The following is a 16,001-nucleotide window of genomic DNA, read 5'->3' as shown; positions in this document are numbered from 1 at the left end:
CAGAAACAATGGGAGACACGCCCTAGAATCGTGGTCATGACCGCTGCCGCGTATCCCCAGCTGATGTCGCTGGAGCAGTGGCGTGGGCTGCCGGAGGCGCCCGAGCAGCGAGTCGAGCTTCAGGAAGGCCTGGCGATCGTTTCTCCGCGTCCCACCCCGGCACATTCCCGCGCCGCGTCTCGAGTGTGGCAGCAGTTGGCCGCGCAGCTTCCTGAAGGCTTCGAAGCGTTGCAAGAGGTCGAGGTGGTTATCGACGCGGCCACGCCGGCGACAGTGAGGATTCCTGATGTGATTGTCCGGCGTACCGATGCCGATGACTCGATGATCACTGGTGATCAGGTGGTGTTGGCCGTTGAGGTCGTCTCGCCGGGCTCGCGGCGCACCGATCACGTGATGAAGCGCAGTGAGTATGCCGACGCTGGTATCGCCCACTACTGGATCATCGACCTTGATGCCCCGATCACCTTCACCGTTCTGAGGTTGGGGCCCGAGGGATATGTCGGTGACCAGGCCAGCGGCGAGGTGACGGTGCGATCACCATTCCCGATGACGGTCGTTCTTGACGCCGGGTAGGCCCCGAGGCCGGTGGGCAGGATGCCAGGGTGAGTCCACGGACGAGGAAGTGGGAGTCGCCGCCTCGTCAGTCCCCGACGCCGCACCCGCGGAGGATGCGTTCCAGCGCATCACGTTCGGCGGCGGTCACCCATAGGTCGTAGGCGGCCTTGACCTCGATCTGCCGCGCGGCGTACGTGCATCGGTAGGCGGTGTCGGGCGGTAGCCAGGTCGCGGCGTCGCCGGCACTTTTCTGTTGGTTGACCCGGCCGATGGTGGCCTGCAGGTTCCGCGGGTCGTTCGCGAAGTCGGCCCGGCGTTCGGGGGTCAGCTGCTGGGCGCCCTTCTGCCACGCGTCGGCGAGCGCGACGACGTGGTCGATCTGCACCTCCGACGACGTCGTGGTGCCCCGGATGAATGGGACGGACGTACCGGTATACGGGTCGTGCAGGGTTCCCGACGCGACGACGCATCCGTTCGTGCCGGGTTTGAGGACGACGTCGTCGAGGTCGCGGCGCAGGATGTCGTTTCGGGTGTCGCATCCGTTGTGTCCGTCGTCGACGTTGACGTCGTCGGTCCAGGACTGTCCGAACTGCTCGCGGCTGTAGCCGGTCTTGGGCGCTCGGCCCTTCACCGGCAGTGTCTGCAGTTGGGTCCAGGCGGTGACGAGTTGCGGCGAGGCCGTACGCGACAGCGGAGCGGACGACGGAGGCGTGGACGACTCGGGCTGTGGAGACGACCCGGACTGTGCAGAACTCGTCGTCGACGGCGTCGTGGCCGCACCGCTGGCCGAGGGATTCGCGGCGGTCTCCGAGTCCGGCGTGCCCGAGGTTCCGACGAGCACGACCGCGAGAACGATGATCGCGACCAGCACGAATGCAGCGCCGCCGGCAAGCCACGGCCAGATCGGCGATCGCCGCGGACTGCCGCCGGCGGCATCGGGCGGCGGAATCGGGATTTGTGGTGGCGGTGGGCGGAACGGGTCGGTCATCGTCGCCGATTGTGCCCGACGTCGCCGACGTACCGGTGCCCGGATTCGCCGCGCCCGAATTGTCGGTGTCGGGTTCTATGGTCTCGGTCATGGGGATCAGATCGCAGGACAAGAAGGCACGGCGTGATCGGCGCAAGGCCAAGCGCCGGGGAAAGATCGGGGGCAAGAGCGGGACCGCGCGGTCGGATCGGCGGGTCGTCCCGGTCGTGTCCATGGCGGAGTCGCCGGGTGTCGCCTCGACCGGTGAGATGGCCGGTCGTGGCATCGAGATATCCGATGTGGATGACTGCTACGACGATGACGGCGGGCTGTTCGACGATGACGATGACCTGTTTGACGATGACGACGGTTACGACGACGAACTGACCCTGACACTCGGCATCGAACTCCTCTGGCCGGACGGGTCGCCACGTCAGTGGCGCCGGTTGGAGGTTCCGGACTGGATGCGACTCACCGGTCTGGCAGCTGTCATCCAGGCCCTGTTCGGTCGCCCTGCGATCGGCGAGTACGAGTTCATCGACGGGGACGGCCAGTTCCTTACGCCGCTCGACTCCGCACCGGACGGCCTGATCGGCCTCGCGCAACGAGGCGGCTTCGCTGCCGATCTGATGAGCGTCAGCATGATGCGTAGTGTCGGCGATGCCGTCATCGCCTACACCCATCGCTACGACGGCGAGGTGGAGCGGTACCGCGTGGTTCTCGAGACCGTGTGGGGTGAGCGGTCGTCGTACGTGCCGATGCTGCTGATCGATGGTGGTCCCGATGCGCTCGACATCGACGGCGTCAATGATCGTCTGATCGAGCTGTATCTGAATGACGAGCGGGGGTGGGGGACGCCAGGCGTTCCCTAAGGTGGGTCAGGACTCCCGGGAGGCAATGATGTCCACACTCTTCATCAAACAGAAAATCTTCTCGGTGGGCGGCAAGTTCACCGTGTTCGACGAGAGGCAGCAGCCCCGCTACTTCGTCGAGGGCAGCTTCATGAAGATTCCGAAGACCTTCGCGGTCACCGACGTCGCCGGCGCGCCGGTGGCCGACATCACCAAGACGGTGTTCAGCTTCCTGCCGCGGTTCACCGTCGAGATGGGCGGCATGGTGGTCGCGACCATCCGTAAGGAGTTCAGCTTCTTCAAGCCCCGCTACTCCATCGACGGCGCCGAACTGCAGGTATCCGGCGACTGGTGGGACATGGACTTCACGGTGCAGCGCGGCGGGCAACAGGTGGCACGCATCCACCGCAAACTCCTGTCGTGGGCCGACACCTATGAAGTCGACGTCTTCGACGATGCCCTCGAGCCGATGATCATCTCGTTGGTCATCGCCATCGATCGGGTGCGTGCCGATGAGAGCGCTGCGAGTTCGGCGAGTACGTAAAGGGGGCTCCGAGATGGGGGTCGACGGTGGTTCATTTCTTGCGCTGCAGAGGGCGCAGGTTGCGTCCGGGCGCATGGCGGCGGCAGAGATTCCCGAGGGTGCCTCTTTCCTGATCGTCTGGGTGAGTGAGTTTGGTGCCACTCCAGGAGATCCATGCCCGAGTCGACTGGGGCAATGGGCGTTCGGAGAACATCGCCCCCAGTGGCGGTTTCGACGATGACACCCTCACCGCGATGCGTGACGCGATGTATCAGCCGGGGCTGGGGACGTGGTTCTCCGCGGTACTGCGGGTCGATCCGTCCGGAGGTATCGACGGGGAATTCAACTACGACGATGAGCCACAGTGGGCAGCTCCGGTTGATCCGATCGCGTACGTGACGGATGCGAAGAAGTATCCGCGCGATGTGAAGCTTCAGCCGGAGTGGTTGCAGGCGAAGCTGGCTGACGGGCATGGGCGTCGCCACGACTGACGTCATGTCGTCCGCGATCGCAGCACCTGCAACAGCACCGCATACGACCGCAGCAGCCGCTCCTCCCCGCCGACACCGTCCACCTCATCGGATTGCTTCACGTGAAACACGCCGAAACCGGCTCGGTCGAGTCGCTGATGCCAGACGTCGAGATCGTCGAGTTCGCGAGCGCCCCGGCCGCCGGTCCCGCGTTCCATGGTGCCGATGAGCCGGCCCGCGAACGTGTCGAGCAGCGCCGTTGTCGCGGTGCGAGGCGCCGGCCGCGTGGTCGGTGCCGCCGGAAGCGCTTCACCCGACGGGTCTGTCGACGCCGGGTCGAAGTGGAGCGCGTCAACCGGATTCGTGCGAGTGGCGTCGGCATCGATGACGCTCACCGGCATCACCGTCGACGTCGAGTCCGCGCCGGCACCCACCGCATTTCTCCGCCCGACGATCAATCCGCCTGCCGGCAATCGGGTATCGGTATCCAACCGGGCGACGGCATGGCCGGTGACCTCGTCGTAGGTCAGACGCAGATCCAGCGAGCGGTCGGCTGTGTCGAACACGGGACGCGTGAGCACCTGACCGATCGGGTCGAAGCGTCCGATCCCCGTGGCACTCGGCGAGAGCACCACCCAGTCGCCATTCGGTTCCGGCGGGTCGAGCAGTGCGCGTCCGCGCCCGGAGCCGGCCACCGCGGTCCACTCGTCGATGACCGGCAGCGATGCCACGATGTCGCGGTGATCCAGCGTCGTCACCACGGCATGCGACTCCGCCGACCGTGACAGTCGTCCCTGCTCGTTGATCTTGGCCTCGGACAACAGGACCCGCGCCCCGGTCGCCGCGGACACCGACGACAGGCCCGTCCACACCGGATCGTGACGCCGATACTGCGCGCGCGGGTCGAACGTGTCGATGGTGGCGGGGCGGGTGTCGGTGTAGGTGAGGAAGGCCGATCGGGTGACGCACCAGAACACCGCGGTCAGTCCGAGATAGCCGGAGTCCGCACGCCACGGATACGCGCCGAGCCCGATCAGTTCCAGCGTCCCGACCTCGCGGTACCCGGTGCGGCCGCTACCGAGCAGGCGTTCCGGCGGCGACGGTGCGGCCGCCAGTGCCGACACCAGCGTCAGACACCACGCCAATTCCGCGAACAGCGATTCGTCGCCGGCCCGCGCGGTGCGGTCGAGGATGGCGCGGCCCCCCGCCGCGAGCCTGCGCAGCGATGCCGCCAGCCGGAAGTGATCCTGGGTCTGCGCGGTGATGGCCGCGGCGTCACAGCGCTCAACGGTGGCCGCCGACATGTGCGCGGTCCCGGCGGAAACGATGTCGCACAAGAGCCGGCGCACCCGGTCATACATCTGCCGATGCTCCGCGGCGCGACGACATTCGGCGGGTGTCGGCTCCAGCGGACCCGGATCACCCACCGACACACCCACCGACCGCTGATAACTGAGGACCGCGCACACCTGCCACCGCGGCAGATCGTCGACCGGCGGTTCGGCGGTCATCGCGGTCAGCTCACCACCCGGAAACCGCAGGATCACACCCGGCAATGTCAGCTGCATCGACCCATCGTCGAGCGTGATCACGTGGTCGGCATCGAGGGTGACCACGTGATCACGGGCCCACCGATAACCGGCACGGCCCGCATGCCGCAGCAGGTACTCCCGGTCGAACGCCGCCAATTCCGTTGCCACACCAGCACTGTCGGGCGTGTCCGGTTCCAGCGCGGCCAACCACAATCCGGCGGCGATGATGTGGCGGCACACCCCGGTGGACGGGCAATCGCACACCGCGGTCGCCGGACCACCGGCATCGAGCGTCACCCGCACGGCGTCGAGCGCCACGGTGAGCGCGTCATCGGTCTCGTCGACGATCTCCGGGTGGAGGGTGGCGAGGTCCTTGCGGGCGCGGCGCAGCAGGCCCGCATTCGCGACGGAAGTCCACATGGCGTCATCGATGCGGCGGTAGATGCCGATCAGCTGGTTCACGACGTGGCCGCCAGCAGCCAGTCGGCCAACCGCCGCGGGGTCAGCGCCGCGATGTGCATGCCGTGTTCGGCGAGCCGCGCCGCGATCGCCCGGTCATAGAACGGCGTGGTGGCGTCGGCCCCGGCCAACGAGGCGAGCCCGAGCAGGCGCACCCCGTCGCCGGCCAGGCCCGCGGTCACCCGGTAGAGCTCCGTGGGCGAACCGCCCTCGCAGAAGTCGGTGACGAGCACCAGCACGGTGCGGTGCGGGTTGGTGACAAGCATCCGGCAATACCGCAGTGCCGCAACGATATCGGTGCCACCGCCGAGTTGTACCGACATCAGGGTGGTGATCGGGTCGTCGACGTGATCGCTGAGATCGACCACCGAGGTGTCGAAGACGACGAGCCGCAGCCGCAGGGTCGGCAGTCCGGCGAGGATCGCGGTCATCACCGCGCTGTGGATCATCGACTCGGCCATGCTGCCGCTCTGATCGACGCACACGATGACATCCCACGGGACCTGCTTGCTCTTGCGGTCGAAGAACAGTAGCTCCTCGACCACCAGCCGGCGCGACGTCGGATCGTAATGCGCCAAGTTGCGTCGCACCGTCCCGGCGATGTCGAAGTTGGCGGCCACCGGCAGCGGCGAATGCCCGAAGGACCGCTGCGTACCGGCGAGGACTCGACGGATCTCCGGCTCCAGGCGCCGGCGGATGTCGGCGACGACCTCCGCGACGATCCGCCGCAGCTGCGAATCGACCGCGGAGGGAAGCGAACGACGCAGCACCAGAAGCAGTTTCAGGAGATCTGTACTCGCCGGCAGTGACTCCATCACCACCGGGTCGGCGAGAATGCCGGTGAGCCCGAAACGCTCGAGGGCGTGCTCGACGATCACCTCGGAGACCTCGGTTCCGAACAGATCGCGGACCTCGCCGAGCCATTCGACCAGGCGAGGGTCCGACGGGTCGCCGTTACCAGGGCCGATGGCGCCGTCGGTGCCGTCGTCGAGCCGAACCCCTCGACCGCGATACGCCCGGCTGTAGAGCTCGTCGAGCGCGGCCGCCCGCCGCGCCGCGACCGACCCTTCGGTGGCCGAGTCGAGTTGTTCCTCGGCATATCGGCCGAGTATCAGCCGCCACCGATCGAGTTCGTTCATCGTGGCGCTCCCGGATGACCGACCCACTCGCCGAGACCATCGGCGATCAGCAGATCCGCGGCGAGCCGCGAGGCCGCCACGTTCGCCGCCACCTCCGCGGCGCCGAACTCGCCCCGGTCGAGCGGCCCCAGGTCGGCGACGCCGAGACGTCGTGCGACCACCCGCGCCACCTGATCGGTCTCCCGGGGCGTCAGCTCGGCGAACGCCAACCGCAGGGCGGGAAGTCTGGCGATGAACTCCTCATCCGGCCATGAGGTGACGACGTCGCCGAGCACATCGACGAGTTCCGGTTCCTGCCAGAGTGTTTCGCGAGCCGTGCTGAGCAGTCCGGCGACGAACGCCACCGCGGCATCCGGGGCGAGCGTGCCCGCCAGCGTTCCGCGGAGCACTCCGGCCACCGCCGGACCATCCAATAGATCTGCCCCGTAACACAATCCGACCGCACCGCCCCGGATGTGGGCATCGGTGTGCACCTCGGCGAGGGTGGCGATCACCTCGGTGAACAATCCGGCAGCCGCGGCGTCATCTGCGTCGGGTTCGGCGACCAGTTCACGCAGCGCGACCAGTGCCGCGACGACGTCGGTCGCGGGTTCGGCGGGGATCAGCCGCCCCAGGTAGAGGGCGCGCCGGATGGCGGTCTGCAGCAGCTCGCCGAGGCCATCGAGGTTCTCGGCGCCGAGCGGTTCGCGGGCCTGCCGCAGCAGAGCCAGGCTGGTGGCCGCGGCGATCACTCCACAGAACGAGGGATCGGCGCCGAGGTCGTCGGCGACCACGGTGAGCACGCGCTGCGCCCGGTCGACGAGGCCGAGCCGGCACGCCCGCATCAGGAACCCGGCGCTCGTCGCCGAATCATGATGCCGCCCGGCCGCAGTGAGGTCGACGAGGTGCGCATCGAAGCAGGCGGCGACCGCGTCGGGGAGGGTACTGCCGAAACGCGACGCCTCCACCAGCGCGGCCTCGGTACCCGGCGACCACCGATAGCGCCACTGCTCGGTGATCAGGTGCAGGTCGGTGCCGGCGACGAAGTCCGGTCCACCGATCCACGTCGCGAACGGCACGTCGAGTTCGGTGAGTCCGTGTAGGAGTCGGCTGGCGACGCGGTGCGACGGTGTGCGATACACCGACAGCGACACCGTCGACGCGCCGGGCTGATCGACGGCCAGACGCGCACGACGCAGGCGGTCGAGGGTGTCGGCGACCAACGGCGGTGCCGCCACCCCGGGTGGAAGGGCGCCGATCCGATTGCCGGACAATGCCTGTCGGGCGGCGTCGAGGATCACCGATCCCTCGACGTCGACGTGACCCTTGATCAGGGTGGCACGCACCGCATCCAGCAGGTCCGAGCGCAACGGCCCGGCATGATCCCGCAGCGATGCCAGCCCGAGGGTGTGGGTGTAGGCGTCGGTCACCGACGGCTGAGCGGGGCGCCGACCGAGGCGGTCGAGTTCGTCGGCGATGTCGAGCAGTGCGGCTCGGGCGGAGGAGGCCCGCGGGTCGGCGGGCGGTGCCGCCGCGGCCAGCTGATCCCAGACGCGTTGGTGCCAGGCCGGGGCTGTCATCCCGGCGGCGTACCCGTTGATGCGGTCGACGCGGTCGAAGGAGAATCGGACCAGCGCCGCCTGCGCGGCCGGTGCAGTGATCGACGGCCGCGGAGGCGGGTCGGCGAGCAGATCCGGAAGCGCCACCGCATGAAATCCGCCGACCACCACCAGCACCGGACCGCTCCCGGAGAACTCGGAGATCGCCTGCCGCACATGCCAGGTCATCTCGGCTTCGCGTGCGGCGGTACCGTCGGCGCGCAACTGGTCGGGGGTGGCGTCGGCGCGGGCGAGGAGGCAGTACGCGGTGAGCCGCGAGAGGTGATCGGTGAGGCTCGTGGTGTGCGCATCGCTCTCGAAGAGGTTCTCCCACAGGTCTTCCTCGTCGACGCAGCCGAGGTCGGTGGTGAGTCGGGCCAATCCGTCGCTGAGCCGGAAGTGGTGTTCGTCGAGGAGGATCACCTCCTCGCCGGCTCGATTGACGGCGTGTTGCTCCCCGAGTTCGAGGTCGATGAACCGTACCGGGATGTCGCGCCGCGTCGCCTCACGCAGTGCGACCAGTTCGGGGGAGAAGTCGCAGAACGGGTAGTAGGCGCCCAGACGGGGTGCGTCGGGTGCGCGGCCCGTCGGGTCGAGGTAGGTGTACACCGCGAGGGGTGCGTGTGCCTGCGTGCTGGTCAGTGCGGGAATCAGGGGGGTGAAGCTGCGTGGGCCCTCCACCAGAACGGCTGCGGGACCGAGGGTTTCGATGGCACGACGCACCTGTAGCGCACAGGCGGGTGAGTGGTGCCGGACCGGCAGGATCACCACCTCGGGGCTGAGCAATCGTGCCGCGATGTGGTGAACCGCGGCCGCGTCGACGGATGTCGGTGGCATGTCCGGAGGCCGTCAGCGCCGGAACTCTCGGTGCGCGGCCAGCGCCGCCGACCACGTCTTCTGCTTCTTCGCCCGGCCACGAACCACGACGTCGAAGTACTGATCGAGTTTCGAGGCGTCGTCGGCATTGTCCTTGAGGACGGTGCCGATGAGTTGCCGTGCGACATGCTCGCCGCCCACGGTGCCGTCCCCGAAATAGTGGGCGTCGAGTGCCGCCGAATAGCCGACCGCGACCGCCTCGGCCGCCGACATCACCGCGGCGGGTTTCTCGACGGCCACCCCGTCGGCGGTCCGGCCGGATCGGAGATCGTCGAACACCTCCACCAGCAGACCCACCACGTCGGGGACCAGCCGGGTGTCGACGCCGGCCGCGTCAAGGAGCCCGGCGGTCTGGGCGGTGATGAGTTGCGCCGCCACCTCGCGGTCCCGGATGGGTTGCACCGTCTCGAAATTGAACCGCCGTTTGAGTGCACTGGACATCTCGTGCACGCCGCGGTCACGCAGGTTGGCGGTGGCGATCACGTTGAAGCCCTGCTGCGCCAGCAGGTGCCCGTCGTCGTTGTCGAGCTCGGGAACGTGAATGACCTTCTCGGACAACACGCCGATCAGCGAGTCGGAGATCTCCGGCTGCACCCGCGTGACCTCCTCGAAGCGGCACATCGCCCCGGACGCCATCGCACTGTAGAGGGGCCCGGGCACCAATGCCTGTCGCGACGGCCCTTCGGCGAGCAGGAGCGCGTAGTTCCAGGAGTACAGCATCTTGTCTTCGGTGGTCCCGGTGCTGCCCTGCACCACCAGCCCCGACGTCCCGCTGATCGCCGCCGACAACAGTTCCGACAGCATCGATTTCGCCGTTCCGGGCTCACCGACCAGTAGCAGCGCCCGATTGCTCATCAGGGTCACGATGCATCGTTCGACGAGGGCGTTGTCGCCGAGGAACTTCGGCGCGATGTCCAGTCGGGGGTTGCCGATGATGAAGTCCCGCACGGCCTTCGGTGACAGTGTCCATCCGGCGGGTCGGGGATGGGCGTCGTTCTCGGCGAGCCGGGCGAGTTGATCGGCGTAGATCTCCTCGGCCGGTGCCCGTACCACCGATCCGGTGCCCTGCGGCGATGTGCTCATGCGTAGTTCACCTTCGTTCGCCAGTTCGGGTCGTAACCCGGCCCCGCCGCGGCGGTCGCGGCGAGATCACGATGGCCGGCGCCGAGCAGCAGGACCGGCACGTCGCGCAGCGGGACCGGGGAACCATCCTCGACACTGCGGTAGGACATCTCGGTGAGCGCGACGGTGGTGTTCTCCTCGGGGAGCTGGCTTCCGGAGAACCCCAGCACCGCAACAAGTCCCAGTGACGGATAGGTCTTGACGTAGTCGAAGAAGACGCCGCCGTCACCGGTCTCGCCGCGGGTGTAGCCGAGCTTGCGGGCCATCGACCGCAGGGTGAAGGCCTCCAACAGGTGCCCCTCGAACGCGGTCAGCGTCTGCGCCGAATCGTGATCGGCGGCGGGCTCGTAGCGTTCGCCGAGCTGATCGAACAGCGGCGTCACCTCGTAGTCGGACAGGTGCGTGCGCCATGCTTCGGTGAGCGCACCGTCGAGGAGTCCCGGGCGCACCACCGTGACGTGCGACTCCGGGTCCAGTGTCACCTCGTCGTCGTCGGAGTCGGTGAGCGTCCCGTCGTCGAGTGGGCGGAACGACTGCCGGAGGGTTCCGTCGACGGTGAGTTCGGCCCACACCAGACGTCGGCACAGGATGGCGACGACGGGGTGCCGATGCAGGTAGCGTTCCCAATCGTCCACCGGCCAGGACCGCTCGGCGTACATCGCCTCCTCGAGACGGGCAACCTGTTGGGGAACGAGGGTCTTGACCGCCTTGCGGGCCCCACTCAGGAGACGTTTGGCCTCCGCGACCCGGGCAGCGTCGTCGGTGACTCGAGGAGCGGGAAGTGCCTTGATCGGCTTGCCGTCCGGGCCGGAGAGGTAGAGCTTGAGGTCGTCGCCGATGCGGGCGCTGAACTGGTGCGGGCCGTAGTCGAGCACCAGGGTGCCATCGCCGCCGAATCCCGCGTCGGGTACCGTCCGATCCGCCAACTCCGCGCGCGTCCAGCCACGCCGGGCGGCCAGCGCGTCGACCTGTTTGCGGGCCTCGTCCTGAATTCCCTTGGTACGGAACTTGGTCGCGATGGACAGGACCAGTTGTATGGCGTTGGGTTGGTCGATCCAGGCCAGCATTCCGAGCAGCGACCGGCACTGCGACGCGGCGTACCCGTAGCGTCCGCGGATCTCCTGCTCGGCGATCGGTGCGGCATTACCGCGGCACGTGGCGGCGCAGATGGCCAGCAGCCCTTTGCATTTGACCGCCGAGACGGACTGTCCGCCAGAGCCGCCCTGATGGTCGACGTCGATCCACACGTTCAGCAGGTGATCACCGAATCGCTCGGCGTCGTCGGCGTCGAGGAGGGCGCAGTAGTAGCGGATCGCCACCGTGGGTTCGGGTGACTTGAGCTTGGCCGCGGAACCCAGCAGCCACTGCAGGATGGAGAGGTCGACCCCCTCGTCGGTGCCCGCCCACCGCACGGGTGGCAGTGTGTCCCAGTCGATCCAGGCGATCAGCGGCGCCGGTCCCTTGCGCATCCCCTTGGACGCGGCCGCGGTGAGGGTGTCGCGGTTCAGGTAGGTGGAGGGTGGATTACCCAGTGCGGCAAGGGCATCGAGTTGAGCCTGGGACACCCGCTCGGTCTTCTCGACCTCATACGCCGACTCCAGCTCGGCGATGTCGTCGCGGGTTCCACTGCGGCCCAACCAGGCCGCGGCGATCGCGCGGGTGTCGGCATCGCTTGCCCGGAGCGCGGTGTTGAGGCGGGCCGTACGTTGCGGGTCATCGGCCAAGGTGTCCTGGGCCAGTTCGCGATTGCGGGAACTGGTGCCCAGCGCCACTCGATACATCGTGTCGGCCACATCGGCGGGTAGCGCCGGCAGAGTGGCCAGTGCGAGGTAGGGCTTGCTGTCGTCGGTGTAGTAGCTCGGCGGGTCGTTGAGCAACCCGGCGAAGCGCGACAGGTTCGACTCGACGAAGTCGGTCAGCGCCGCATCGGGAAGGCCACGCGCGAAGCCCGAGTATGCGTCGAAGACGAGATCCTTGCCGGCCAGGCCCAACTGATCGAGAAGTTCGCGAATCCGGCTCAGGGTGAGGCCGGGATGGTCTCCGCCCCAGGATCGTTCGGCGATGGTGTGCAACGAGTTGACGGTCTCCCAGGTCAGCGTCCGGTCCCCGGCCGGATACCGCAGGGAGTCGACGAAGGACAACACGGTCAGCATGGCCTCGGCGGTGAGTCCGGCTGTACCGCTGAGGTTGATGATGGCTCGCGTGTCGAGCATGCCCAGCCCCGTTGGTGCTCGCTGCTTCCGGACGTCGCGCGGTGTGTCCTTCGGTGACGGCGGAACCGCCGTGGTGAGCGTCGCGATGAGGGCTCGGAGGTCGTGGTCGCTGAAGTGCCGGTATCGTGACGCGACGGCCCGGACCTTCGGGTACTCACTGGCCTCGTACTCGCGGATCTTCGCGTCGACCTCGACGTTGATGTCGGATTGGAACCTCAGCAACGCGGTGTGCAGTGCCGGCGTCATCTCGATCTGCCACGCCCCGGGTGTGCCGGTTCGCGGCCCCGGTGCCGACGCGGTTGACCCCGGCGACGGACCGTCGGCCGGCAGATCCGCCCATTCCCGGGCCAGTGCCTTCGCGGCCGCCGACGTTGCGGTGGTGACGAAATCCATTGCCCACGAACGCGAATCCTGTGTCGACTCGACATCTCGGGACCTCAGCTTCCACAGGGCGCGCAGTGCGCGGAGCTGCTGCCCACCCGCACCCTCGACCGCGCGGTCCTGCAGCGCGGCAGTCAGTTCCGTCGGCGGGCACCGCCCGGCCAACTTCTCGGCGGAGAGGGCGAGGGTGGTGTTGGTGCCGGTCAGGAACTCCGCAATGGCTGGCGCGAACGGGCGCAGGCCGTCGTCGTCGAGGGCCTCGAGGAGTTCGATGATGGTGGGTCCGCCCTTGCCCGGATGCAGTGCCAGATCGGCCAATTCGCTTGCATGGGCGGCCACGGCCGGCCGGTAGTCACTCATCGCGCACACGATGGAACGGGCGCCGGAGAACAGGCCCGCATACGCGCGGGAGATCGGTGTGACGGTGAAACTGCCGAAGGTGTTCCCGACGGGTGGGGTCAGCGGGCTGTAGGAGAACATCGCGACCAGCAGCTCCCCGCGACGACCACCGCCGGCGAGGATGATCGCCTCGATTCCGGCGTAGGTGCACGGGAGTGGCTCGCGATCCTGTAAGGCTCCCCACCGGAAGCACTTGCCGATGTCATCGATCAGCAGCTCGGCCCAGTCACTGCCGGCGATCGGCGCCAAGGTCAGCCCCCAGTGCCCGAACGCGGTGAGGACATGTGCCCAGCGCAGCCCGACCTCCGGAGGTACCGAGTCGAGGAGTCGGTACATCGTGCGTCGGGGCTCGCGTTGAGACGGCTTCCAGTCGGACGACCAACCCCCACGGTGGGCGGCACGGATGGCCGCGATCACCCCGATGTCGTCCCCGTCGATGACGTAGCGGGCGACCCGATCGGGTAGCGACGCATCACGGGTGCTGACGCCATTGGCGGCGATCGCGGCGCGGGCGGCGTCGGCGAACTCGGCGACCACCTCCTTCGGTCGCGATCGACCCCAGCGCATCGCCACGACCACTCCTCCCGACCCATCAGAACCCGAACGCATCAGAAACAGTGCGAGCCTACCGAGGCCCACCGACATCGGCGCCGGCCACGTCATCCGGCCGAACGGCTGTGTGGGGACCTCTGTTCGCCGGCTCGTACGTGATGTCCAGCGTTACCTCGCCGGGTCTCGACTCGGGCTTCGCGATCACTTCGCCCGGCTCGACCTGCGGGTGGGTCTCGATTCCATCCCCGGGGACGGGGCTCGTCCTCATACAACGTGCGGGTACGCGCTGCCCTCGACGAGTTCGTGGCCGAAGCCCGTTGCCACGTCGCCCCCACTTCACCGGCGGAGTCAATCGTGCACTGCGGGTGTGAGGGCCGGAAACGACTGTCGCCCGCGAGTGACATCTCACTCGCGGGCGACAATCATGTTTCGCGGACAACCGAATCGGCTGTCAGTTCGTCAGGCGTCGGCTCCGATGATGAAGGCCTCGAGCTGCTGACGCGCGATGTCGTCGGCGATCTGCTCCGGCGGGCTCTTCATCAGGTAGGCCGAGGCCGGCAGGATCGGGCCACCGAGGCCGCGGTCCTTGGCGATCTTGGCCGCGCGCACGGCGTCGATGATGATGCCGGCCGAGTTGGGGGAGTCCCACACCTCGAGCTTGTACTCCAGGTTGAGCGGAACGTCGCCGAAGGCGCGACCCTCGAGGCGGACGTAGGCCCACTTGCGGTCGTCGAGCCACTCGACGTGATCCGACGGTCCGATGTGGACGTTCTTGTCCTCGACCTTGCCGGCGAGCGAGCCGGTCAGGTTGGAGGTGACGGCCTGGGTCTTGGAGACCTTCTTGGACTCCAGACGCTCACGCTCGAGCATGTTCTTGAAGTCCATGTTGCCGCCGACGTTGAGCTGGTAGGTGCGGTCGAGGGCGACGCCGCGGTCCTCGAACAGCTTGGCCATCACCCGGTGGGTGATGGTCGCGCCGACCTGGCTCTTGATGTCGTCGCCGACGATCGGCACACCGGCCGCGCGGAACTTCTCGGCCCACTCGGGGTCGGAGGCGATGAACACCGGCAGGGCGTTGACGAAGGCGACCTTCGCATCGATGGCGCACTGGGCGTAGAACTTGTCGGCCTGATCCGAACCCACCGGGAGGTAGCTGACCAGGACGTCGACCTCGGCGTCCTTGAGGATCTGCACGACGTCGACACCGTCGCCGTCGGCCTCGGTGATGGTCTCGCGGTAGTACTTGCCGAGGCCGTCGAGGGTGTGGCCGCGCTGCACCGTGACGCCGGTCGGCGGCACGTCGGCGATCTTGATGGTGTTGTTCTCGCTGGCGAAGATCGCGTCGGACAGGTCGAAGCCGACCTTCTTGGCGTCGACGTCGAATGCGGCGACGAACTCCACGTCACGCACGTGGTAAGGGCCGAACGTGACGTGCATCAGACCGGGGACGGTCGAGTTCTCGTCGGCATCCTTGTAGTACTGCACGCCCTGGACCAGGGATGAAGCGCAGTTTCCTACGCCCACAATGGCCACGCGCACCTTATTGGGCTCACCCATGGTCGGGTTCTCCTCTTTCTTGTCGGGTCGCAGCGCTGGGCTGTGACACGGGGGTTCGGCCGAGCTGATCGTGCTCGGTTTCTTCCTGACCCTGCTCACCGGTCGTCGACGACGTGGCGTGCGGGAAATCTGTGGGGGTGGCCGACTCGCCCGGCTGCGATTCGGCGGGGTTCGACTGTGGCTCGGCGGTACGCGGCTGCGCCTCGGATGCCTCGGCGGCGATGAGCTCATTGAGCCAGCGCACCTCGCGCTCGCTGGATTCGAGGCTGAGCTCGTGCATCTGCCGGGTGTAGCGGTCGGCGCTGCCGGTGGCACGTCCGACGAGCTCGCGCAGTCCCTCGCGGCGTTCCTCGACCTGCCGGCGACGGCCCTCGAGGATGCGCATCCGCGCCACGGCCGGGGTACGGCTGAAGAATGCGAGGTGCACACCGAAACCGTCGTCGGTGTAGTTCTGCGGCCCGGTGTCGGCGACCAGTTCGTTGAACCGGACTCGTCCGGCGTCGGTGAGCTGATAGACGCGGCGTCCGCGACGCACCTTGGTCCCCGACGGTGCACTGGCCTCGTCGATGAGGCCGTCGGCTTGCATGCGCCGAAGCGTCGGATACAGCGAGCCGTAGGAGAACGCGCGAAACGCGCCGAGCAGCCCGGTGAGACGTTTGCGCAGCTCATAGCCGTGCATCGGGGATTCGATGAGGAGACCGAGGATCGCCAGTTCGAGCACCGACGCCTCCCTTCGCTCCGTGTATCGACGACACTGATGCATCAACACCTCGTGTCGATGCATTTCCCAATGTATCGCACCGATATAAAAAGTGTCGAGTTGGTGCA

At 67.7% G+C, this 16,001-nt stretch carries 12 protein-coding genes; 4 read left to right on the top strand and 8 right to left on the bottom strand.

All coding sequences use genetic code 11. The annotated features are described in order from the left end of the window. The first annotated feature begins 36 nt into the window (after positions 1-36). Positions 37-573, top strand: coding sequence for a Uma2 family endonuclease (locus ACWETB_RS01265; RefSeq protein WP_348810021.1), 537 nt, complete (start codon positions 37-39; stop codon positions 571-573). Positions 574-640: 67 nt separating this feature from the next. On the opposite strand, the gene ACWETB_RS01260 is transcribed toward ACWETB_RS01265, so the two are convergent. After that, positions 641-1,543 (bottom strand): HNH endonuclease family protein, encoded by a 903-nt coding sequence (locus ACWETB_RS01260; protein ID WP_348806933.1) that lies wholly within the window; start codon positions 1,541-1,543, stop codon positions 641-643. Positions 1,544-1,554: 11 nt separating this feature from the next. Between ACWETB_RS01260 and ACWETB_RS01255 the strand changes: the two genes are divergently transcribed. The 3 genes from ACWETB_RS01255 (at position 1,555) to ACWETB_RS01245 (ending at position 3,387) form a co-directional block, all read left to right on the top strand. Further along, positions 1,555-2,394: a hypothetical protein gene (locus ACWETB_RS01255; RefSeq protein WP_452208741.1), complete on the top strand. Its 840-nt coding sequence runs from the start codon at positions 1,555-1,557 to the stop codon at positions 2,392-2,394. Positions 2,395-2,419: 25 nt separating this feature from the next. After that, positions 2,420-2,917, top strand: coding sequence for an LURP-one-related/scramblase family protein (locus ACWETB_RS01250; protein ID WP_348806935.1), 498 nt, complete (start codon positions 2,420-2,422; stop codon positions 2,915-2,917). A 125-nt stretch (positions 2,918-3,042) separates the two neighbouring features. Further along, positions 3,043-3,387, top strand: coding sequence for a hypothetical protein (locus ACWETB_RS01245; RefSeq protein ID WP_452208739.1), 345 nt, complete (start codon positions 3,043-3,045; stop codon positions 3,385-3,387). Between the two features lie 2 nt (positions 3,388-3,389). Here the strand turns inward: ACWETB_RS01245 and ACWETB_RS01240 are convergent, their stop codons facing one another. The 7 genes from ACWETB_RS01240 to ACWETB_RS01210 all read right to left on the bottom strand — a co-directional run bounded on the left by ACWETB_RS01240 (position 3,390) and on the right by ACWETB_RS01210 (position 15,894). Continuing rightward, positions 3,390-5,360, bottom strand: a complete 1,971-nt coding sequence (locus ACWETB_RS01240) for a hypothetical protein (RefSeq protein WP_452208737.1) — start codon at positions 5,358-5,360, stop codon at positions 3,390-3,392. Further along, positions 5,357-6,496, bottom strand: coding sequence for a VWA domain-containing protein (locus tag ACWETB_RS01235; RefSeq protein WP_452208735.1), 1,140 nt, complete (start codon positions 6,494-6,496; stop codon positions 5,357-5,359). The genes ACWETB_RS01240 and ACWETB_RS01235 overlap by 4 nt, the downstream gene beginning before the upstream one ends. After that, positions 6,493-8,910, bottom strand: coding sequence for a DUF5682 family protein (locus ACWETB_RS01230; RefSeq protein WP_452208734.1), 2,418 nt, complete (start codon positions 8,908-8,910; stop codon positions 6,493-6,495). Before ACWETB_RS01230 ends, ACWETB_RS01235 begins: the two co-directional genes overlap by 4 nt. Positions 8,911-8,922: 12 nt before the next feature. Further along, positions 8,923-10,032: an ATP-binding protein gene (locus ACWETB_RS01225; RefSeq protein WP_348806940.1), complete on the bottom strand. Its 1,110-nt coding sequence runs from the start codon at positions 10,030-10,032 to the stop codon at positions 8,923-8,925. Then, positions 10,029-13,631, bottom strand: coding sequence for a DUF4132 domain-containing protein (locus ACWETB_RS01220; RefSeq protein ID WP_452208732.1), 3,603 nt, complete (start codon positions 13,629-13,631; stop codon positions 10,029-10,031). Before ACWETB_RS01220 ends, ACWETB_RS01225 begins: the two co-directional genes overlap by 4 nt. A gap of 444 nt (positions 13,632-14,075) precedes the next feature. Then, entirely contained in the window at positions 14,076-15,173 is a 1,098-nt protein-coding gene (locus ACWETB_RS01215) for an inositol-3-phosphate synthase (RefSeq protein ID WP_348806945.1), read from the bottom strand. Next, positions 15,166-15,894: a PadR family transcriptional regulator gene (locus ACWETB_RS01210; RefSeq protein ID WP_449743451.1), complete on the bottom strand. Its 729-nt coding sequence runs from the start codon at positions 15,892-15,894 to the stop codon at positions 15,166-15,168. The genes ACWETB_RS01215 and ACWETB_RS01210 overlap by 8 nt, the downstream gene beginning before the upstream one ends. Between the last annotated feature and the right edge of the window lie 107 nt (positions 15,895-16,001).

The organism is Gordonia sp. NPDC003950 (assembly GCF_053605205.1).
The sequence above is the reverse complement of the archived record's forward strand: the minus strand, read 5'-3'. Positions and strand labels throughout refer to the sequence as shown.

Bases quoted from the DNA above. Each gene is read 5' to 3' on its own strand.
- ACWETB_RS01225 (WP_348806940.1), bottom strand. From the start codon at position 10,032: ATGAGCACATCGCCGCAGGGCACCGGATCGGTGGTACGGGCACCGGCC.
- ACWETB_RS01250 (WP_348806935.1), top strand. From the start codon at position 2,420: ATGATGTCCACACTCTTCATCAAACAGAAAATCTTCTCGGTGGGCGGC.
- ACWETB_RS01215 (WP_348806945.1), bottom strand. From the start codon at position 15,173: ATGGGTGAGCCCAATAAGGTGCGCGTGGCCATTGTGGGCGTAGGAAAC.
- ACWETB_RS01235 (WP_452208735.1), bottom strand. From the start codon at position 6,496: ATGAACGAACTCGATCGGTGGCGGCTGATACTCGGCCGATATGCCGAG.
- ACWETB_RS01265 (WP_348810021.1), top strand. From the start codon at position 37: ATGACCGCTGCCGCGTATCCCCAGCTGATGTCGCTGGAGCAGTGGCGT.
- ACWETB_RS01230 (WP_452208734.1), bottom strand. From the start codon at position 8,910: ATGCCACCGACATCCGTCGACGCGGCCGCGGTTCACCACATCGCGGCA.
- ACWETB_RS01220 (WP_452208732.1), bottom strand. From the start codon at position 13,631: ATGCGCTGGGGTCGATCGCGACCGAAGGAGGTGGTCGCCGAGTTCGCC.
- ACWETB_RS01260 (WP_348806933.1), bottom strand. From the start codon at position 1,543: ATGACCGACCCGTTCCGCCCACCGCCACCACAAATCCCGATTCCGCCG.